At 53.8% G+C, this 21,848-nt stretch carries 14 protein-coding genes; all 14 read left to right on the forward strand.

The window, feature by feature from the left end:
* Positions 1 to 16 precede the first annotated feature (16 nt).
* Positions 17 to 1,474 (forward strand): four-carbon acid sugar kinase family protein, encoded by a 1,458-nt coding sequence (locus CJP46_RS03495; RefSeq protein ID WP_094594200.1) that lies wholly within the window; start codon positions 17 to 19, stop codon positions 1,472 to 1,474.
* Positions 1,471 to 2,283, forward strand: a complete 813-nt coding sequence (locus tag CJP46_RS03500; protein ID WP_094594201.1) for a beta-keto acid cleavage family enzyme — start codon at positions 1,471 to 1,473, stop codon at positions 2,281 to 2,283. The genes CJP46_RS03495 and CJP46_RS03500 overlap by 4 nt, the downstream gene beginning before the upstream one ends.
* Before the next feature lie 66 nt (positions 2,284 to 2,349).
* Positions 2,350 to 6,225 carry a hypothetical protein gene (locus CJP46_RS03505; protein ID WP_256992168.1) on the forward strand — a complete coding sequence of 1,292 codons (3,876 nt, stop codon included), beginning with the start codon at positions 2,350 to 2,352 and terminating at the stop codon, positions 6,223 to 6,225.
* 22 nt (positions 6,226 to 6,247) lie between these two features.
* Positions 6,248 to 7,249 carry a glycoside hydrolase family protein gene (locus CJP46_RS03510; protein ID WP_094594202.1) on the forward strand — a complete coding sequence of 334 codons (1,002 nt, stop codon included), beginning with the start codon at positions 6,248 to 6,250 and terminating at the stop codon, positions 7,247 to 7,249.
* A 28-nt stretch (positions 7,250 to 7,277) separates the two neighbouring features.
* Positions 7,278 to 9,989 (forward strand): alpha-L-rhamnosidase, encoded by a 2,712-nt coding sequence (locus tag CJP46_RS03515; RefSeq protein ID WP_094594203.1) that lies wholly within the window; start codon positions 7,278 to 7,280, stop codon positions 9,987 to 9,989.
* Positions 9,990 to 10,039: 50 nt separating this feature from the next.
* Positions 10,040 to 10,999, forward strand: coding sequence for an ABC transporter permease (locus CJP46_RS03520; protein ID WP_094594204.1), 960 nt, complete (start codon positions 10,040 to 10,042; stop codon positions 10,997 to 10,999).
* Between the two features lie 27 nt (positions 11,000 to 11,026).
* Entirely contained in the window at positions 11,027 to 11,920 is an 894-nt protein-coding gene (locus CJP46_RS03525; protein WP_094594205.1) for a carbohydrate ABC transporter permease, read from the forward strand.
* A 32-nt stretch (positions 11,921 to 11,952) separates the two neighbouring features.
* The gene (locus CJP46_RS37360; RefSeq protein WP_179281016.1) at positions 11,953 to 12,834 is read left to right on the forward strand and encodes an extracellular solute-binding protein; all 882 of its coding nucleotides are present in this window, start codon (positions 11,953 to 11,955) and stop codon (positions 12,832 to 12,834) included.
* 12 nt (positions 12,835 to 12,846) lie between these two features.
* Positions 12,847 to 13,608: a type 2 periplasmic-binding domain-containing protein gene (locus CJP46_RS37365; RefSeq protein WP_094594207.1), complete on the forward strand. Its 762-nt coding sequence runs from the start codon at positions 12,847 to 12,849 to the stop codon at positions 13,606 to 13,608.
* Between the two features lie 31 nt (positions 13,609 to 13,639).
* Complete coding sequence (locus tag CJP46_RS03540; protein ID WP_094594208.1) at positions 13,640 to 15,682, forward strand: beta-galactosidase; 2,043 nt, start codon at positions 13,640 to 13,642, stop codon at positions 15,680 to 15,682.
* A 26-nt stretch (positions 15,683 to 15,708) separates the two neighbouring features.
* On the forward strand, positions 15,709 to 18,102 hold the full coding sequence (locus tag CJP46_RS03545; protein WP_256992249.1) for a glycoside hydrolase family 95 protein: 2,394 nt from the start codon (positions 15,709 to 15,711) through the stop codon (positions 18,100 to 18,102).
* Between the two features lie 122 nt (positions 18,103 to 18,224).
* On the forward strand, positions 18,225 to 18,563 hold the full coding sequence (gene ymzB / locus CJP46_RS03550; RefSeq protein ID WP_094594209.1) for a protein YmzB: 339 nt from the start codon (positions 18,225 to 18,227) through the stop codon (positions 18,561 to 18,563).
* Positions 18,564 to 18,686: 123 nt separating this feature from the next.
* Entirely contained in the window at positions 18,687 to 19,268 is a 582-nt protein-coding gene (locus CJP46_RS03555) for a TetR/AcrR family transcriptional regulator (protein ID WP_179281086.1), read from the forward strand.
* 226 nt (positions 19,269 to 19,494) lie between these two features.
* Complete coding sequence (locus tag CJP46_RS03560; RefSeq protein ID WP_094594211.1) at positions 19,495 to 21,759, forward strand: YhgE/Pip domain-containing protein; 2,265 nt, start codon at positions 19,495 to 19,497, stop codon at positions 21,757 to 21,759.
* Positions 21,760 to 21,848: the final 89 nt, after the last annotated feature.

Raw genomic sequence — 21,848 nt, forward strand, 5'->3', positions numbered from 1 at the left:
GAAAGGGACGCTGGATATGGATAGGTTAAAGCTGGGCGATGTCATGAAGGCATATGATCACGGGGTTGATCCTTCCGTTACATTACGGCTCAGGAAAGCCATTTCGAACCATCCCGGGAAAATCATTGTGCTGGATGATGATCCAACCGGCGTGCAGACGGTTCACAATGTCACTGTCGTGACAGGCTGGGATCCAGAGCATATTCGCCGCGGATTTCTCACGGAAGAGAAGCTGTTTTTCATCCTGACCAATTCACGCAGCTTTACTGCGGAGGAGACGCGGGCTGTCCATCGCGAGGCGGTTAACAACATCATTCGCGTATCCCGGGAGCTGAATCGGCCGTTCATCCTTGTGAGCCGCAGCGATTCAACCCTTCGGGGCCACTATCCTTTGGAGACCGAAACGCTGCGCGATGCCATCGAATCGGAGACGGGCACGAAGGTCGACGGAGAAATTATTTTTCCTTTCTTCAAAGAAGGCGGACGATATACCGTTCATAATACGCACTATGTGGAGAATCATGGATTTCTGACTCCGAGCGGGGAGACGGAATTCGCGCAGGATAAAACGTTCGGCTATCATTCTTCCGATTTGTGCGCATGGGTGGAAGAGAAGACTTCCGGACATTTTCGGGCGCAGGACGTCGCCGCCATCTCGCTTCAGGAACTGCGTGCCTGTGATGCAGCCGGCATTGCCGGGAAGCTCATGTCGGTCTGCGGCTTCAATAAAGTGATCGTTAATGCACTTGATTACGGCGATGCCGAGGTTTTTTGCCTGGCTTTATATGAAGCAATGGAAAAGGGCAAACGCTTTTTGTTCCGGACAGCGGCCAGCTTCGTTCGCGTTTTCGGGGGGGTTCAGGAGCGGCCCCTTTTGAAAGCGAAGGAATTGTTTCAACCCCAAGAGCTGAATGAACCGCAATCCGAGGCTGCGGTTGCCGGCGGACTCATTGTTGCGGGCTCGCATACCGGTCTCACGACGGGACAGCTTCAGCAGCTGGAGCGCCGCCGGGATGCCGCCGTGGTTGAACTGAACCAGCATTTGGCCGCTGAGCCGGAAGAGGTGTGGCGGCGCGAAATCGTGCGTGCTTCGGAAAAGACCGTGGAGCGGCTGAAGGCAGGGTACACCGTCGTGCTGCGCACGAAGCGTGAGCGGTTTGATATCGGTAACGGCAGCAAGGAAGATGAGCTTCGCATTGCCGTACGCATTTCGGCTGCGCTGACGGAGATCGTAAGTCAATTGACCGTGCGTCCACGTTATATCGTGGCCAAAGGGGGCATCACCTCGAGCGATATTGGCACGAAGGCGTTAGGTGTGACCGTGGCGGTGGTCGCCGGGCAGATCAAGCCGGGCATCCCCGTATGGATTTGCGGGGAAGAGAGCAAGTATCCGCATCTTCCTTATATTATTTTTCCGGGGAATGTGGGGGAAGAGAGGACGCTGCTTGATATGGTGGAGGAGCTGACCGTATGAGAAAAGTGATCATCTCTGTAGCGCCTACTTCGGCGCTGCCCGATTCGATCGATCCCGAGGTCCTGGCGGGAGAGGTTATTGCAGCCGGCCGTGCAGGCGCAGCGATGGTGCATATGCATGTTAGGGATCGAAACGGGAAATTAACCGACGATATGGATGTATACAAGGATACCGTTGAGCGTATTACGCGAGAAAGCGATATGGTGATTCAGGCTTCGACCGGCGGCTTGTCTGACCTGACGATCCAGCAGCGCTGTGCGCCGCTGAGCTGCGACAAGGTGGAAACGATCTCGTTAAACGTAGGTTCGGTCAACCTGGGGAAAGCGATTTATAGGAATCCGATCGGCGACGTGCGTTATTGCGTCGAGCAATTGTTAAAGCATGGGAAAATCCCGGAAATTGAAATTTTTGAGCTCGGCATGATTCATACCGTTCTGGAGCTGGATCGGCAATATGCCTTGCCGAAGCCGCTCATGTTCGATTTGGTGCTTGGACATCCGGGCGGCGCGCCTGCTACGATAGACGCCTTAATTGCCCTGCGCAGCCTTGTGCCTCGTGATGCATTATGGGGCATTACGCATGCCAACCGGACGGATTACTGCATCATTTCCGCGGCGATCGCGATGGGCGCGGGTCTTGTTCGCATTGGTTTTGAAGACAGCGATTATTTGAACCGCGATCGCAGAGCAGCGCATAACGCGGAGCTGGTATCCAAGGTAGCGGACATCATTCATGCCATGGAACTGGAGGTCGCAAGTCCGCAGGATGCAAGGCAAATCCTTGGCGTCCTGCAGCGGACAATGGACTGAGGACAGCAGGCTCATACAGCATCCAACCGAGTTCTTGCATAACCGTATCGATGAGGAGATGTTTGCATGATAACGATAAGGGAACTTAGGAACAAGTTTTCCTTGCCCGATCCACAGTACGGCCCCGTCCCATTCTGGTGGTGGAGCGGGGAAGAAGTAACCGAAGAGCGGATCCGGTGGCAGCTCCAGAAATTCCGTGCAGGCGGATTACGCAATATCGGCATTATTCATCTTGCGCCGACAGGTCCCCAATACGGAACGTGCGGAGACCGTCCGGTGTTTATGAGCGAAGAATGGTGGCAGCTCTTCGAAGCGGCGCTGCGTGAAGCCGAGCGGCTTGGCATGCGACTGTGGTTCTACGATCAGATCGGCTTCTCCGGAGCCAACGAACTCGCGCGCTTGGTCGCGGCCAACCCGGAATATTCCGGGTATCACCTGCGCAGGTTTTCCGCGGAGGAGAAACTCCCGGAGGGTGCAAAAATACTTCTCGAAACAACGGAATACCGATATGCAGAGGTCCGTCAGGGCTTCAACTGGCTGGATCCTCAAGCTGCCGGCGCTCTCCTGGACCGCGTGCACGGTGAAATGGAGCGCCGGTTTCCGAATGATCTGGGAAAGACGATAGCGGGGAGCTTTCAGGACGAACTGCCGCCATTGCCGCTCTGGTCGCCTGAAGTGCCGATTCAATATGCACAGCGATTTGGAGAAGACCTGATCCCGCATCTGGCGGCATTGTTTGACGATGTTGAAGGCGCGGAAACCATCCGGCGCAGAGTGTATCGCATTGCCGCCGAATTGGCCGAACGATCATTGTTTATCCCGCTGGGCCAATGGCACCGCAAATACAATATGGTCATCGGCTGCGATCAAGCCGGTCCGGCCAGGCGCGTTGATCCGCATGCCGCACAGCGGTTGTACCTGGATTATTTTCGAACGCACCGATGGTACAACTCTCCCGGCGCTGATATGGAAGGCGAACTGAAACCGCATTCATCCATGGTCCATCTGAACGGTGGTTCAAGGGTATGGCTGGAAGCATTTCATTCCAGCGGCTGGGGAGGAACGATTGAGGAGACGATGCACTGGCTCGTTCCTTGGCTTCAAGCCGGAGCCACCTTGTTCAGCCCGCACGCCGTGTACTACACCACCCGGGGAGGATGGTGGGAATGGGCTCCGCCGGATACAGGCTGGAGACAGCCCTACTTCGAGCATTACGGAGTATTTGCCGATACGGTTAGCCGGGCATGCCATTTGTTAAGCTCTGGTGCACACGTGTGCAACATTGCGGTCCACTATCCATCGCATGCGATCGTTGGCCATTTGTCGCTGGACGACGTCAAACCACGCGAGCATCCCATGGCTGCTTCGAACCGCGACCCGAATGAGAAGGTGGCGCATCTGCGCCAGGTGTATCTGAGGGTTACCGGAGCTGTGAACCGACGCGATACAGCTGCTAATCCAGGTATGCTGCGCAGCCGGCATCTCGACTTCGATATCGTGGATGATTCCGTTCTTGAACGGACGGAAGTCCGTCAGGGACAGCTGTCCGTAGCCAATGAGACATTTTCGGTTCTAGTCCTCTGCGGCACGACCATCATGGATGAGGCGGCGAAGCAGCAGGTCAAGCGGATGGCGGAGCAGGGCGGGCTGGTGATCGGCGTCCAAGTGCCGAAGGAGGAACAAATGACGCTGCCCGGAGCGCTGTATGTTCAATCCGCAGAGGAGATGGCGGATATGATCGAGCAGCGGATTCCGAAGCGGTCCTCGGGGCCAGGCTTAACGCTTCAGCGGCGTACAGGCGACGCTGACGTGTTCCTGCTGCTGCCGGAAGACGGTTCGCTGCTGCAGATGCATGAACCGGCGAGTGAATCGATGACGCCGCTCCCGCCGGCGGAATATCGGCTGAATACTTCCGGCGTTCCTGAGCTGTGGGATCCGGTCAGCGGGCGTATCGTTCGGATCCCGTATGAGCGGGAAGGGGAATGGATTCGGCTCGAAGTCCAGTTCCGCGACTGGCCGGCTGCGCTAATCGTTTGCCCGCATGGCGCCGTTTCCGAGGATCAGGATTCGCCGAATGCGAACGTTGCAAACACGGATTTCCCGGCGCGGACCGCCGATCATGATCCTGCCGAGCAGAGCGAACTGCCGAAAGATGGTGTGGCGCCGCTGCGGCTTGATTCATGGCGGGTGAAGATCGTACCGACGCTGGACAATCGATACGGCGATTTCGATCTTCATACGGAACACCGCGGTGAGATGCCGCCCGAACGGCGAAACATGCTGATCCGTACAGAATTCGAGGGGATGTCGGGCATCGACGACGGGTGGTACTTGCCTGACCATGAGGAGTCCGGATGGGAAGAGCGCTTATGGAGCGAGGCAGCATACTGGCTGGTTTCTAAAGGGAGGACCTTTCGAGCGTCTGCCTCAAAACCTCTGGTGTACAGCCATATTTTCGGGGATCTGGCGTATCGTTCATGGGCCGGGCGCATGGGACGAGTCCCCAGACGGTATCTTTCTTTAGGCGATGCGCAGAAGGGCGAATGGATCTGGGCACAGACTCATGCATTAGCGCCATCTTCCGGGCGATACGGCATTCGGGCGGAGAGCAACGGCGAAATCATGGGATGGATCAACGGAGAGCCCATCGATTGGGAGGGCGGATTTGAAGAACAAACCGCCTGGATCCATTTGAATGAGGGAGCCAACACGCTGCTTATCCGGGCGAAGGCGCTAAAAGACGGTCTAATTCGGGCCGGTGTCGAGATTAATTCCAAGTTAAGCGATCCGCTGCCGAAATGGATTTATGCGGGCGATCGGCATCCCGGCGCCAGATTGGAGCGGGTGCTGCGGGCGCCTGACGGCGGCAAAGTCCGGAAAGTTTATCTCGTATTCGCCGGAAGAGGGCGCGCTGTCCTTCAGGTGAACGGTGTACCGGTAACGGAGCACGGTGACTTTAACCCCTATGTACGCCAAGGACAGGAGCAGGTCGACGTTACCTCCTACTGGCGCGATGGAGAGAATGTCGTCACGTTTCTGCTGCCGGAAGGAGAGGGCGACGTGTTCGCCGACGGACGCATTGAACTGCAGGATGGCCGCATCCTGCCGTTCTGCACGGGAGCCGATTGGAAGGATGAACACGGAAATCCAGCCTGCATCCTGCATTCGAGCGTGCTTCATTTTGCCGAGACCGAATCGCTCTGGATTAACCCTAGGCCGCATCCGCTGCCGGGAGTCGGCTGGTTGATGCCGGAATCCATCCCTGGTTCATCTCCCGTATCCTGCGCCGCGGACATCGCTCAATTGGGCCGTCCAGTGTGGCTGAGATTTCCGCTGCCGGTAGGAGCGAAGGGGATGGAGATCGATACGGCCGGCCAAGCCCGGGTATGGATCAATGGCATTGAAGTCCCCTATGCAGAGGGGAAAGCATCGTTCCCTCCGCAAGCGGCAGGAACGATCGCCGTGATCCGCGTCGTTCCGGAAGGCAATGCGATAGAGCTTGCCGTTTTGAACGCGCCGATCCGATTCCACGTCGTGCCTTTCCAGGCGGAACTCGGCGATTGGAGAACGGCGCTCGAATTGCCTCATCATAGCGGAGCAGTCGAATACGAAACGACGTTGGAGTTGGGTGAAGATCGTAAAGCCTGGCTTGATCTCGGCCATATCCGAGGCACTGCAGAGGTGTGGCTGGACGGCAAGCCGATCGGTATACGCGTTTGGCGCCCGTACCAATATGCGCTTGGCGCATTAACGAAAGGCGCCCACCGCATCCGCATTCGGGTGACGAACACGCTAGGCACGCATTATGAGATTGGGCGTCCGACGAGCCTGGTCGGCGCCAATCCGGACGTGACCTATTGGGACCGCACGAATCGGCCTGAATGGCGCGCTGCCTTTCCGGCCGGAGGGCTGTATGGCCCTGTTCAAGTGATTCTGGAGTAAATATCCGAAGGGAGTGGCGAGCGTGGACATCCGCAGCTACTTAACGCCTTACAAATGGAATGAGCCGGTCCTTGTGGGCTCAGGGGAGAAAGACGCATTTGATTATCATGCCGTAGACTGTCCTTTTGTGTTTGAGCATCAGAATCGTTTCTATATGATGTATGTCGGATTCGATGGGCTGGGCTACCAAACGGCGCTTGCCGTTAGCGACGATCTGCTTCGCTGGGAGCATCTGTCAACGATTTTGCGCCGGGAGGAAGGTTCAGGCTGGGATTCCAGAAATGTCGCGGGTACATGGATCATGCGGGAGAACGAAATGCAGGGACCAGCCAAGCTGAAAAAATGGAACGGAAAGTATTGGCTTGCCTATCACTCTTACCCCGGGGAGGGTTACGAGGAAGGATCGGCCCGTATCGGTCTTGCCTGGACAGAGGATGAAAACCTGCTTCACTGGAACCGCCTTGAACGCCCCATTTTAACACCCGAAGATGGCGAATCATGGGAACGAGGCGGACTGTATAAGGAATGCCTGCTTGAACATGAGGGGACGTTCTACCTGTTTTATAATGCCAAGAACAAGAACCATGGCCGCTGGATCGAACAGACTGGGCTCGCTACGTCCACGGATTTAATCCATTGGGACAGACATCCGCATAATCCGGTGATTCAAGTGACGCCTGAGGCATGGGACTCGGGTTTCGCGAGCGACCCCTGCGTGCTGCGCAACGGAAATGAGTGGGCGATGTTCTACTTCGGCTACAACTACAAGAAAGCACAGGAAGGAATTGCGCTCTCTCCTGATTTGCGCCATTGGAACAAGCATCCAGAGCCGATTATTACCGTCGGTGGAGAAGGCGAGCTGGATGAGACCTTTGCCCATAAGCCGTCCGTCATTTCGCATAACGGAATCCTGTACCATTTCTATACGGCAAGCCGCAAACCGAAGGAAGGCGATCGCACCTGCAACGTCTTTCCGGAATTCCGCACCATTACGGTTGCCACATCAAGGCCGCTTCCGCGGTAACGCCAGTCGGATAGGGGGACTATAAGAGATGACACAAATCACAGTGGATGCCATGTGGACGGAAGGACGAACCTGTCCGCTGGGAATCGATTCCGATACACCTCACCTTAGCTGGTCATATGGCGCATCGGAGCAGCGTTCGCTGAGACAGAAAGCCTACAGGATCGTCGTTGCATCGAGCCAGAAGCGTTTGGCGGACGGCTGCTTCGACATGTGGGACAGCGGCGTGGTGACGAGCAGGAGGCATACCGACATTCTTTATAACGGCGTAGCTCTGCTGCCTAGACAGCTGCTGTTTTGGCGGGTAACGGTGTGGGATGAACAAGGAACTGCTGCCGTCAGCGACATTGCATGGTGGGAAATGGGTTTACGGTCGCCGGAAAATTGGCCGGGAAAGTGGATTGGTGATCCTCAAGCTGCAGAAATAGGGCGTCCGCTGCCGCAATTCCGCCGTTCATTCATCGTTTGGGGCGCCGTGCGCCAGGCCAGAGCCTATATTTGCGGCTTGGGACACTATGAACTCCGGCTCAATGGCCACAAAGTCGGCGCAAGAGAGCTTGATCCAGGCTGGACCGACTATGACAGAACCGTCCTTTATACGGTATACGATATTACCCATGAGCTGCAGCAGGGGGAGAATGCCGTTGGCGTCTTGCTGGGGAACGGATTTTATCATGTAACCGGCGGCAGGTATGCCAAATTTAAGGATTCGTTCGGAACTCCGAAATGCCTTGTCAACTTGATCATCGATTATTCGAACGGTACCAGCGAAACGATCTGCACGGATGGAACGTGGAGCGTATCCGGCAGCCCCCTGCTATTTTCCTGCATTTATGGGGGAGAGGATTACGACGCGAGACGCGAGCAGCCCGGCTGGGACCGCCCGTATTTTCAGCCTGGCGGGGAATGGGTTGCCGCCGCAGATGCCGAGGCACCGACAGGCATGCTGTCGGCTCAGACGGCGCCGGCAATCACTGTGATGAAACGTTTTGATGTTGTGGCCATGACGGAACCCAAGCCGGGAATTTTTGTCCTGGACCTCGGCCAGAACTTCTCGGGTTGGCCGGAAATTTCGGTATCAGGCCCAGCTGGGGCGGCCATCAGCCTTACTCCGGCCGAGCTGTTAACCGCAGAAGGTTTGGCGGATCAGCGCTGGACGGGTTCACCCTACCAATTGCGTTACGTGTTAAAAGGGGAGGGGCTTGAAACGTGGCGGCCCCAATTCACATATTACGGCTTCCGCTATGTACAGGTAGAAGGAGCTGTACCGCTGGAAAGCTCATCAAGCGGCGAAGCCATGCCTGTACTGCACAGCTTGCAAGGGCAGATGCTATATCCCGACGTTTCGGGTGCTGGCGGGTTCCGCTGCTCGAATCAACTGCTGAATCGCATTCATGAGATTATAGGTTGGGCAATGCTGAGCAACATGAAAAGCGTGTTCACCGATTGCCCGCATCGTGAGAAGCTCGGCTGGCTGGAACAAATTCATCTGATGGGTCCGTCACTGATGTTCAACTATGACGTTGAGGCGCTGCTGAGCAAGGTGATGGAGGATATGGCGGATGCCCAGCAGCCGGATGGCCTGATCCCGACGACGGCTCCGGAGTATGTCGTATTCGATAAACCATGGGATATGTTCCGCGATGCGGCCGCATGGGGCGGCGCGTATATTTTGGCGGGATGGGAGCTGCTGCAGCGCTACGGAAATGACGGGGTGCTAAAGCGGCATTACGAGGGGATGAAGAGGTATGCCGATTACCTGGCAAGCCGTGCAGACGGCTGTATTCTTCGGCACGGGCTGGGGGATTGGTACGATATCGGGCCGAATGGTCCCGGCTTCGCGCAAAATACGCCGGTGGCACTCGTCGAAACGGCGATTTATTACGGGTTGAACGTCGTGATGAAGAACATAGCGGGCATCATTGGTGAGCTTGAGGATTCCAGCATGTATAGGGAGCGGAGCCGCCAGATCCAAACCGCTTTTAATGAAGAGTTCTTAAATTACGAGAATGGAATGTACGCGAATGGCAGCGATGCGGCGCAGGCCATGGCCCTTGCCATTGGACTTGCGCCTGAGGAAAAGCATGGACAGGTGCTGGAACGGCTTATCGACGGCATCGCCAGCCGCGGATACCAAACCACCGCCGGTGACGTAGGGCATCGGTACGTACTGCTGGCTTTAGCGCGAGCAGGCCGGTCGGATCTCATTTTCCGCATGACGCAAAATACGGAAACGCCAGGCTATGGATATCAGGTTGCCCATGGAGCAACTTCGTTAACGGAAGCCTGGGACGGACCGACCGTCGGCAAATCCCAGAACCATTTCATGCTGGGTCATTTGGAGGAATGGCTGTACAGTCATCTGGGCGGATTGGATTACAGGTATGATCCGGAACAGGGGCATTATGTCTTAACGGTACAGCCGAATGTGGTAGGCGGCGTGGATTGGGCGGAGGCATGGTGCGACCTCCGATCCGGGCGGGCAGTTGTTCAATGGACGAAGGGCGAGGACGGTCGTTTAACCGTTCAAGTTCATGTCCCGGTAAACACGGAAGCGTACATCTATATTCCGGCTGATGATTTAGAACACATTACGGAGCATAATCTCCCGATTTCCGGGATGCGGGATCCGGAATTGATGCGTTATGAGAAAGGGATCGCTGTCTTTCATACAGGCTCTGGCACGTATGCATTCACAAGTAAGCATGAAAGTGATTCATTACTAAGAAATAGGCTTTAGCCCGGTCATTTCAAGTAAAGGTCGTGAACAATGTGAATGACAAATCTGTTATGAAATGGACTGCATCCAGCGCAAAGAAGACGCGATCGAATGGAATACTGCGCAGACTTGCCGGCCAATGGCAAGTGCAATCGATGATCCTGCCGGGAATTCTCTTCATTGTTGTATTCAGCTACATCCCGATGTATGGAATTACGATCGCATTCAAAGAGTTTGATATTTTCCAAGGGATCTCGGGCAGTCCATGGGTGGGCTTTAAACAGTTTAGATTGTTTTTTGAATCTCCCGACTTCTTCATGATTATGAAAAATACGCTGGTCATCGCGGTGCTGAAGCTGATCTTCATCTTTCCGGCTCCGATTATTCTTGCGCTGATGCTCAATGAAATACGGCTTGCCGCATTCAAGAGAATCGTGCAGACGTTAACGTACTTACCGCATTTCATATCCTGGGTTATCGTATCAGGCCTCTTATTTTCGATCTTGGCGGTTGATGGAGGCAGCCTCAATATAGCGCTTCAGAAGCTGAACTTGATCGAGCAGCCGATGAATTGGCTGTCGCTGCCGAAATACTTTTATTCCATATTAATCTCCGCCGGGGTATGGAAGGAGATTGGCTTCAGCTCCATTGTCTACCTGGCTGCCATCACAGGTATCAATCCGCACCTATATGAAGCAGCCGCGATGGATGGTGCGGGCAGATTCAAACAAATGGTTTTGGTTACGCTGCCAAGCATAGCGCCTGTCGTGACGATCTTCCTCATCCTTCATATCGGTAATTTGCTGAATGCAGGGTTCGAAGACATATTAGCCATCACGAACAGCGGGAAAAATACCATTCTTCGTGATGTGTCGGAAGTCATTGATACCTATGTCTACAATTTTGGCGTCAATCAGCAGCGATATTCATTCGCTACGGCTGCGGGATTGTTTAAATCTATCATTAATGTGCTGCTTCTGTGGGGTGCCAACTCCATTGCAAGAAGAATATCAGGGTCGTCACTGTGGTAACCCAGTTATCGCGCGGGAGGTAGGAACATGAAGCTCAGCCTCGAAGATCGGTTTCTGCAAATCTTTGTTTATACCGTGCTAATCATACTAGCACTGGTATCCCTGTACCCATTTTGGAATGCGCTGGTCATTTCACTGAATTCCGGCATTGATACATCCTTGGGCGGTCTGACGCTGTGGCCCAGACAGTTGACTTTCGATAATTACAAGGTGATCCTGAGCGACACGCGATTTTTTAAAGCATTAGGGATCTCCGTGTTAAGAACCGTTAGCGGGACGGCTGCTTCTATTTTCTTTACGGCCATGCTCGCCTATGGTTTATCCCGGAAAGATACCGTCGGGCGAAAATATTACATGGTGATCGCGATATTTACAATGTATTTCAGCGGTGGACTCATTCCAACCTATTTATGGCTCAGAGAGCTCGGGCTGTTCAACAACTTCTGGGTATTGTTCGTTCCATGGACCATTAGCGTATGGAATATGATTGTCTTCCGCACGTTTTTCCAGGAGCTGCCGAAAGAACTGGAGGAATCAGCGATGCTAGACGGGTGTAATCATTACGGTCTATTTTTTCGCATCATCATTCGTCTATCCGGTCCTGTCATCGCTACACTGTCTCTGTTCCAAGCGGTGTTCTTCTGGAATGAATGGTTCTCGTCCGGTATTTACATCAACAATGCCAATCTGCTGCCGGTACAGAACTATTTGATGAATATGATTAACTCCAATTCGGCTCAGGAAATGATCAGCCAACTTGGTGCAGCCGGCGGCGTGGGAGATATGATCTCAAGCACAATTACTCCGAAATCACTGCAAATGACAGCTCTGATGGTCGTAAGCCTGCCAATTATTCTGGTATATCCTTTTGTGCAAAAGTTTTTTGTGAAAGGTGTAATGGTCGGATCACTTAAAGAGTAGGCCGATCACAAACGATGAATGGGGGATTATCCATGAGGGGAAGAAGAAAGCATTTCACAGTGATTTCAGTCATGACGGCGTTAAGCCTGGCACTGTCTGCATGCGGCGGCGATTCATCGGCGACCAAGTCAAGCGGAGACAATCAATCCAGTGCAGAGACTGCCGTGTTCGGAGAACAACCGCTTGAATTCAGCTTTTATTCCAACTATGACTTCGCCTCTCCTATCGGTTATGGAAATGATGTATCGACGAAGTGGCTGAAAGAGAATAAAAAATTAAACATGGTTGAAATCGGTTCCAACGGCAATGCAAGCCAGAAATTCGGCACGATGGTCGCTTCTAACGACCTTCCGGATGCCATCATGCTGGATCGGGGCTCGACGGATTATACAACGATGCAGAAGAATGGGATGCTTGTACCGCTCGACGACTATTATAAGAAATATCCCGTGCTTCAGAAGCTCATAGATCCAGAGACGTTTAACATGCTGAAGGCGGAGGACGGTCACATGTATGTCATTCCGAACTGGTTCGATAGCGCCCAAAATCAATATAAGAACGTAAACACGGGTTGGACCGTCAATCGGGAAATATATGCCGACCTTGGAAAACCGGAGCTAAAAACATTCGATGAATTATACAGCTACCTGAAACAAGTGAAGGAGAAATTTCCGAATGTCGTACCGCTTGAGCCGGGCATTGCCATGAATGGGGTTAATATGCTGTACAAACTGATTTATGCCGGAAACGGCGGTAATCGAACCATTTGGAATATTGGAGACGTCCCGACCTTCCCGAATACCGAAACGCATACGTTAGAGCCGATATTTAATGATCCTGCCTACTTGGAAGCGTTTAAGTATATGAGCAAACTGACCCGAGAAGGCTTAGTGTCACCTGATATGTTTACGTAAAAGCAGGAGCAGGTGCAGGAAAAGCTGAACTCCGGCCGCATCGCGGTTACAGCAATCTCTAATATTACAGGACTTGGGAACACGGCGAATGATATACTGCGCGCCAAGAACCCTGAAGCCGGTTATGATTATATTCCGTTCCTGTACAAGACTGGGGTTGATCCGACAACGGTGAATCCGCATACGTATGGCACATTAGGCTGGAACGTTATCGTCATTACCAAAAAAGCGAAGCAGCCGGGGCTAATCTTCCAGTTCTACGATTGGTGGGCCAGTGAAGAAGGGCAGCGTATCAATGCGTTCGGCCCCCCTGGACTGCTGTACGATAAGGTGGATGAGAATGGAGCGCCTATCGACAATGAAAAGGCAAAAACGATCAAGCCAGAAGAAAAAGCAAATTTGAAAATAGGGCTGTTTAACCCGCTGGGCACTCCATTATATTACAAAGTTACCCACTTCAAGAATGCCCAAGATCCTGATCATCAAAACTGGGGTATGGCAGCCAGCGAGTATTTCGCCAAATTTGCCAAGCTCAATACCGATCAATTCAATAATATGAAACTTGATCCGAAATCAGATGCCGGGATCAAAGAACAGCAAATCAAGCAAATCTGGCAGGAAGCCAACGCCAAAATGATATTTGCCAAAAGTGACGTGGAGCTTGAAGCGGTATATAAAAAATTGCAAGCTGACGTGATGAAGGCTGGTTATGAAGACATTCTGGCGGAGAAAACCAAACTTTGGCAGAGTAATCTTGCGCAAATGAAATCATAGAGCAAAATCATAGGGAATGGGGGAGTTCATCATGCCGCGAGCATGGCCGAAAATTTTGTATGGTGGGGACTATAATCCGGAGCAATGGCCGAGAGAACTATGGGAAGAGGACATGCGCTTATTCAAACTTGCAGGCATCGATATCGCCACGGTCAATGTGTTTTCATGGGCGCTGAATCAACCGGACGAAACGACGTATTCCTTTGATTGGCTCGATGACGTCATGGATCTGCTTCATGCAAATGGGATGTACGCTTGCCTTGCTACGGGTACGGCCGCCCATCCGGCATGGATGGCACGTCAATATCCCGACGTACGGACGGTGACCGCGGACGGAAGGAAAATGAAATACGGCCGCAGGCATAATTCATGCCCGAACAGCCCTACCTATCGGAAATATTCCCAGGCGATGGCCGCAAAGCTGGCGGAGCGCTATCAAGATCATCCCGCCCTGCTGCTGTGGCATGTGAATAACGAGTACGGCTGGCGGTGTTATTGCGACAACTGTGAGTCCGCCTTTCGGGAATGGCTCAAAGCACGGTACGGCACCTTGGAGGAGTTGAACAGGGCTTGGTATACCTCCTTTTGGAGCCATACGTTCTACGACTGGGATGAAATTGTGCTGCCTAACCTGCTCAGCGAGCATTTGAATCGAAGTAACTTTGATCAAACGGCATTTCAAGGCATATCGCTCGATTACGACCGGTTTAACTCGGGCAGCATTTTGGACTGCTATAAGCTTGAACGGGATGCAATCAAGGCGGTTATCGCGGATGCCGTAGTTACGACCAATTTCCAGAGCAATGGCACGTATAAGCCGCTGGATTATTTCAAATTGGCCAAAGAGCTGGATGTCATCGCCTTGGACAGCTACCCTTCCAATGACATGCCGATGAGCCAAATTGCGATGCGCCACGATCTGATGCGAGGGCTGAAGCAGGGTCAGCCGTATCTATTAATGGAGCAGAGTCCAAGTCAGCTCAATTGGAAACCCGTCAATCCGTTGAAGCGGCCGGGCGTGATGCGCTTATGGAGCTATCAGGCTGTAGCCCGCGGGGCGGAAAGCGTGATGTTCTTCCAATTGAGGCGCTCCCGCGGAGCTTTTGAGAAGTTTCATGGCGCGGTCATCGATCATGCCGGCCACGAGCATACGCGCGTATTTCGTGAATGCGCGGAACTGGGGAAGGAATTGAAGCTGCTGGGGGACACGCTGCTTGGGGCTGAGACGGAATCGCGGGTCGCCATTTTGTTTGATTGGGATAATTGGTGGGCGCTGGAGCATTCCAGCGGACCCAGTCAGCAATTGAAATACTTGCCGCAAATTCAAAAGTACTATGACGCCTTCTATCATCGCAATATCCCGGTGGATATGATCGGAATCCAGGAGGATCTTGGCAAATACGATATCGTCATCGCGCCTGTTTTATATTTGGTGAAAGAAGGGGTTGCCGAGAAGCTGGAAAACTACGTGGCAAGCGGAGGAACGTTCGTCACTACATTTTTTAGCGGCATCGTCGATGAAAGCGATCTGGTCACCTTGGGCGGTTATCCGGGCGAGCTGCGGAAACTGCTCGGCGTGTGGGTAGAGGAAATCGACGCCCTTTTCCCGGGACAGTTCAACAGCATGCAGCTGCAGGCAAACGCTGCCGGCTTGGAAGGCAGCTATGCCTGCGGCATGCTGTGCGAGCTGCTCCACCCGGAAACGGCGGAGATAGCCGCTACGTATGGAAGTGATTTCTATCAAGGCATGCCGGCATTGACGCGGAATGTATTCGGCAGTGGAGAAGCTTGGTATATCGCAGCGGATCCTGAAGATGATTTCCTGGCGGCATTCTTCGGGCAATTGTCCGAAAGAAAAAACATTTTACCCGTTATAGAGACGCCGCCGGGGGTCGAGGCTGCCGTTCGCGTAAAGAATGGTGAGCGTTATACATTTCTGTTAAATCATAACGAGACATCGTCGACGATCCATTTGGGGCCAGAACAACGACTTGACGTGCTAACGGGGAGGCAGGTCACCGGCGAAATGATTCTGCCTGCCCATGCCGTGTATATCTTGAAGCAAATACCATAATGCGTAATAAGGAGTGGAGCATATTGGTGAAAGATCGCAGCATGAAGATGTGGTATCGTAAGCCGGCCAAGGAATGGGTAGAAGCCCTTCCCGTAGGTAACGGCCGTTTGGGTGGAATGGTGTTCGGAGGCGCGGAGCAGGAGCGTATTCAGTTGAATGAAGACACGCTCTGGTCGGGGCATCCTGATGACCCTGCGAATCATGAAGCTTTATCCCATCTAGAAAAAGTCCGTCAGCTCAACTTCGAAGGCAGTTATGCCGAGGCGCAGGAGCTAATTGAAGAGCATATGCTTGGTCCGTGGTCAGCGTCCTATCAAGCGATGGGAGACCTGTATCTTCAAATGGAGAACGCTGGCGACGTCACGGAGTATCGGCGGGAGCTGAACCTGAAGCGGGCCGTATGCCGCACATCCTTTGTCATGAACGGCGTTCGTTATGTCCGTGAAGTGTTTGTCTCGGCGGCGGATCAGGTGATGGTCATCCATCTATCGGCAGACCAGCCAGGAAAAGTATCCGTACAAGCATCACTCGACAGCCTGCTGGAGCACAAGGTCAAGCTGGATGCACCCGATCGCCTTATTCTTCAAGGGCGCAGCCCGAGTCATGTAGAGCCTTTTCATGCCAGATCAGCGGATCCCGTGGTGTATGAAGAAGGGAAAGGCATGAGGTTTGAAATTCAGCTGATTGCCATGGCAGATCAGGGCTCCTTGGAACAGGGCGAGCATGGTTTGAAAGTAGAGCGCGCGAACGCAGTGACTTTTCTGTTAGCGGCAGCAACAAGCTTTAACGGCTTCGACCGGGATCCGTTCCAGGACGGGAGCAACCCAACCTTGCGCTGCGAGGAATGGCTGAACAGGGCATCCGCTTACTCCTTTCAACAGCTGCTGCATCGCCATGAAAACGAATACGGTGAGTTGTTCGACCGGGTGGAGCTGGTGCTCGGCGCGCCCGGATTAACGGAACTTCCCACCGATGAACGGATCCAGGCGCTGCGCGAAGGACGCGAGGATGCGCAGTTAGCGGTGCTGTTTTTCCAGTTTGGGCGTTATCTGCTGATCTCCAGCTCGAGACCGGGAACGCAGCCTGCCAACCTCCAAGGGATATGGAACGACCGGACGCGGCCGCCGTGGGCAGGTAATTATACAGTAAACATTAACCTGCAGATGAATTACTGGCTCGCCGAGAGCTGTAATTTGGCGGAATGCCACACACCTCTCTTCGACTTGCTGGAGGATCTTCGCGTAACCGGACGGGAAACGGCAAAAATCCATTATGGCGCCAGCGGCTGGGCATGCCACCATGCCGTTGATCTGTGGAGGCTGTCGACGCCTTCCGGCGGTCCGTCCAAAGGTCCGGCCAGCTGGGCTTTCTGGCCGATGGCAGGTCCATGGCTGTGTCAGCACTTATGGGAGCACTACCGTTTTGGAGGCGATGTGGCTTTCCTGAGGGAAAAGGCTTATCCCATTATGAAGGAAGCGGCGCTCTTCCTGTTGGATTGGCTGGTGAAGGACCCGGAAGGATATCTGGTTACGAATCCATCCACATCGCCCGAGAATACGTTTATCGGACCTGATGGAAAAAAGGCGGCAGTCAGCATCGCTTCGACCTTGGACAATTCGCTCGTTTGGGAGCTATTCACCAACTGCATGGAGGCGTCAGCCATCCTTGAAACCGATACGGAGTTCAGACACGAGCTTCTTGCAGCCCGAAACCGGCTGCGTCCGCTGCGGATTGGCCGTTATGGACAGCTTCAGGAGTGGTCTCAGGATTTCGAGGAGGCTGAACCAGGACACCGACATACGGTGCATTTATATGCCTTGCATCCCGGAGATCAAATTGATCCCTATATTACGCCCGATTTGGCTGAAGCTTGCCGGGTCTCGTTGGACCGGCGGCAGCAGCATGAAAAGGAGGATGCCATTGGCTGGTGCTTTGCTTGGCGAATTAACCAATTTGCGAGGCTTGGTGACGCGGATATGGCCCATCATTATTTAATCAAGCTCTTAGAAAATCCTTTCCCCAACCTATTGAATGCCCACCGCCATCCCAAGCTTTCGTTCTACCCGCTGACGGTAGAAGCGAATTTCGGGGCAACCGCGGGAATCGCGGAGCTGCTGCTGCAGAGCCAAGCGGGGGAGCTGCGGCTTTTGCCGGCGCTGCCAAAGGAGTGGGCCGAAGGAAGCATTCGGGGATTGCGCGCCAGGGGCGGATTCACGGTAGACCTGGCATGGGAAGAAGGCAAGCTGGCCGCAGCCTGCATTTATTCGTCGAACGGTAATTATTGCAGACTGCGCTCACAGCAGCCCATCCAAATATCCGCTGGAGCCGAAAGGATCCAGACCGAGATGATCGAACCCGGCGTTTATGGATTTCAAACCACCGTGAATCAATCATATAGGGTTACGATTGCCGAATCGTAAGGGATGTTTTGCCTTTCGGCGGAATGGTTAGACTCTTTATAGACGGGCAGCGGCTGCTCCATTGACAAGAGCCGCACCCGGAAATAAAGACAATGACTACTACGCAGAAAGAAGGGCTTTTCATGAATGAATCGCTTAAATCCATAACCGACTGGCTGAACGCGCATAAACGGCAGACCGTCATGATCCGCAAACAGGAACTCGAGGATACCGACCAGACGCGAATCACGCTGGAGGACGTGGAATACAAGCCGAGTACCCCGACGATTGACGAATATACCGAGGGGGATTCCCTGATTTTGCACGGCAGCGGAGCTGTGGTGAACGAGCAGGGGGATATCCCGCTTCCGCAGAGCACGTATCAAATCTACGTCGACGGTTTGAAGTACGCGGAGGTGCAGGATCAGCAGCTTTCCATGGAAACCGAACGGGCAAAATATGAAATTTTCATTCAATCGTGAAATTTTCAAGCTTTTATCTTTGCATATTCCATTAAATGTGGTAAAGTAAAAAATGACCTTATGACTGAAATTGAAAATTGGTCATTTTTTTGCGGATACGCGTTTAGATGGGAGGAGAACATCATAGGAACGGTCGACCGGAAGAAACAGGTGCTGGGCGCGGCTGCCCAGTCCTTTTCCTTGTTTGGGTACAAGGCGACGACGATGGAGCAGGTGGCGAAGATCGCTAATGTGGGAAAAGGCACGATTTACACGTTTTTCGATACGAAAGAGCAGTTGTTCGACGAAATTCTGCATGGTGTGATATTCGAAATGAAAACGATCATTGATCGGGAAGTGGATCACGGGAAGCCGTTTTTCGACAACTTGTTCCGGGTTCTGGATTCCCTTCTGGAATTCCGGGGGGAGCATGAGCTGTTAATTAAGCTCTCGCAGGAGGTTAGAGACTTCGGGACTCCGCAATCCCAAGAGGCGATGAGCCGGGTGGAGAGTGTTATCCTGGGTTATATGGAAAAGGAAGTCCGGTTTGCGGTGGAGCAGCACGAAATCCGCGAATGCGAGCCGTCCGTCGTCGCTTTTCTCATGCTGAAAATGTACGTCGCCTTGACGTCCGAATGGAACAAACAGCATCAAGAAACTTTAACGAAGGAAGAAATCAGGCAGCACTTCCGGCTGTTCCTGGAAGAAGGCTTGTCTGCAAAATAACCGGGCATGCGTTATATCCTTTTATTAGAGCAGGGACCGCTGAGGCCATTGTCAGGCGGCACGGCGACTTACCCGAGTACACCTCGGTGAAATAGCCCCACTTCGTGGGGTTCTTTTGTCCGGAGTGTTTCCGTATGCGCAAAAGTGACCAATTGAAGAAATCAGTCAGTGATACTCGGGAGTGTCAGAGTCATACAAAATAACGTAAAGGGGGAAGCCCGGAAACATGAAATCGATAGCCGTATTTTTTAAAGATTTGGCGGCGGCCGTGAAAAATCCGAAAGTGTTCATTCCGGTCATTGCCGTCATGTTCATTCCGATTTTGTACAGCGGCGTATATTTGGCTGCCTTTTGGGACCCCTACGGTCATCTGGACCAACTGCCTGTAGCGGTGGTCAACAAGGATCAGGGCGCCGAGTTCAAAGGCAAGCAGCTCCATATCGGAGACGACTTGGTGGACGAACTGAAGAAAGGCAAAGATTTCGATTGGGAATTCGTCAACGAGAAGGAAGCCGAGCAGGGAATCAAGGATAACCGCTATTATATGAAAATTACGATTCCTGAGGATTTTTCCGGCAAAGCGACGACGCTGATGGACGAAAATCCGCAGCCGGCCAGCATCGAATACGAGCCGAACGGAGACTACAACTTCGTCGCCTCCCAGATCGGCAATACGGCAGTGAAGGATATCAAATCCAAGGTATCCGCGAAAGTAACGGAGTCGTATACCGACAGCCTTTTGGACAATTTTACGGAGGTATCGGACGGATTGGCCGAAGCCGGTGATGGCGCGGGCAAGCTGCACAACGGTACCAATGATTTGGATGAAGGAGCCGTCAAGCTGAAAGAAAACCTCGGCAAGCTTGCCGCAGGCACGCTGGAAGCGAAGGACGGCATGGCTCCGCTGGCCAAAGGGGCCGGCGACCTGACCAAAGGCGTCGGTGACCTGGAAGGCGGCGCGAAGCAGCTTGCCGGCGGACTCAGCCAGCTGAGCAGCGCGCAGGGTCAGCTGACCGCAGGGGCTGTATCGGCCCAAAAGGGCGGAGAGCAGCTGTATCAAGGGCTGCAGTCCTCGCTGAAAGGCGCCCAAGACCTGGATGCCGGGCTAAAGAGCGCCGATGAGGGCGCAGCCGGACTGGAATCCGGCCTGCAGGCGTCGGAGAAAGGAAGCGCCGATCTGGCGAGCGGCCTTGAATCTTCCGCCACTGGCACCCAGAAGGTCGCCGACGGTGCCAAAGGCGTGGCCGATGGCCTGCAGCAGTTGGCCAATGCGAGCCCTGAGCTCGCGGCTAATCCTGAGGTGCAGAAGCTGATCGCCGCCAGCCAGGCTGTAGCCGACGGCAGCGCCCAGCTCGTGCAGGGGCAGCAGCATCTGCTCAGCGGGGCGAACTCGCTGCACGACGGCCAGAAGAAGCTGGCCAGCGGCGCCGCCCAGCTGCATGTGGGTACGCAGCAGCTCAGTGCAGGCAGCGGCCAGCTCGTAGCGGGCCAGCAGCAGCTCGTGGCCGGCGCATCCAAGCTGAATGCCGGCCAACAGCAGCTTACGGCCGGACTGCAAACGTTCGGCCAGAAGCTCTCCGAAGCGGCCGGCGGCAGCCAGAGCCTGGTGGGCGGCGCTCAGCAGCTCCTGGCGGGATCCAACCAGCTGCAGGGCGGCGTGAACAAGCTCGCCAGCGGGCTCGGAACGCTTGCGGACGGTTCGCAGCAGCTGAATAACGGCGCAGGCGATCTGAAGAGCGGCATCAGCAAGCTGGAGGACGGCTCGAAAGAGCTGCAGACGAAGCTGACGGACGCGGCGGACAAAACCTCCGAGTTGAAGAAGACCGACGCTTTGGTTGAAATGTTCGCTTCACCGGTCGATACGAAGGAAATCGACGATCGCAAGGTACCGAACTACGGCACGGGTCTGACGCCGTACTTCATGTCGCTCGGCCTGTTCGTTGGAGCGCTCATTTCGACGCTTGTCATTTCGCTCAAAGGAACGACGGTTCCCGGTGCATCCGGCTTCAGCCGTTTTGTCAGCCGCTCGTTGTCCTTTGCGGGTATGAGCTTGTTCCAGTCCGTGGTTGCGGCAGCGATCATTTTGTACGGACTGGGGCTGGAGGTTCGAAGCATACCGCTGTTCTTCCTTTTCTCCTTTATTACCAGCTTGACGTTTATGTTTATCGTTCAGGCATTCGTCACTTGGCTGGATATGCCGGGACGCTTCCTGATCATTATCCTGCTGATTCTGCAGCTGGCTACCAGTGCCGGAACGTTCCCGCTGGAGCTCATTCCGGATTGGCTGAAACCGCTGAATCCTTGGCTTCCGATGTCCCACAGCGTGATCGGATACAAGGCGATTATCGCAAGCGGCGATTTCGATCTCGTATGGAAGCAGGCAGGCATCCTGGGCATCGACGCTGTGATTTTCCTTGTCTTGACCCTTGTTTATTTCCTAGTCAAGGGCCGCAAGACGAAGGAAGCCCCGGTAGAGCCGCAAACGGCGTAAGGCCGCTTATGGATACAATCTATTCACAGGAGTTCCGGTTCTTCCGATGGGAGGACCGGAGCTCTTTTTCGCCTTATACCGCATAAGAT

Origin of the sequence: Paenibacillus sp. XY044, assembly GCF_002257645.1 — a bacterium.
GTDB lineage: Bacteria > Bacillota > Bacilli > Paenibacillales > Paenibacillaceae > Paenibacillus_AQ.

Bases quoted from the DNA above. Each gene is read 5' to 3' on its own strand.
- CJP46_RS03495 (WP_094594200.1), top strand. From the start codon at position 17: ATGGATAGGTTAAAGCTGGGCGATGTCATGAAGGCATATGATCACGGG.
- CJP46_RS03500 (WP_094594201.1), top strand. From the start codon at position 1,471: ATGAGAAAAGTGATCATCTCTGTAGCGCCTACTTCGGCGCTGCCCGAT.
- CJP46_RS03505 (WP_256992168.1), top strand. From the start codon at position 2,350: ATGATAACGATAAGGGAACTTAGGAACAAGTTTTCCTTGCCCGATCCA.
- CJP46_RS03515 (WP_094594203.1), top strand. From the start codon at position 7,278: ATGACACAAATCACAGTGGATGCCATGTGGACGGAAGGACGAACCTGT.
- CJP46_RS03520 (WP_094594204.1), top strand. From the start codon at position 10,040: ATGAAATGGACTGCATCCAGCGCAAAGAAGACGCGATCGAATGGAATA.
- CJP46_RS03525 (WP_094594205.1), top strand. From the start codon at position 11,027: ATGAAGCTCAGCCTCGAAGATCGGTTTCTGCAAATCTTTGTTTATACC.
- CJP46_RS37360 (WP_179281016.1), top strand. From the start codon at position 11,953: ATGAGGGGAAGAAGAAAGCATTTCACAGTGATTTCAGTCATGACGGCG.
- CJP46_RS03540 (WP_094594208.1), top strand. From the start codon at position 13,640: ATGCCGCGAGCATGGCCGAAAATTTTGTATGGTGGGGACTATAATCCG.
- ymzB (WP_094594209.1), top strand. From the start codon at position 18,225: ATGAATGAATCGCTTAAATCCATAACCGACTGGCTGAACGCGCATAAA.
- CJP46_RS03560 (WP_094594211.1), top strand. From the start codon at position 19,495: ATGAAATCGATAGCCGTATTTTTTAAAGATTTGGCGGCGGCCGTGAAA.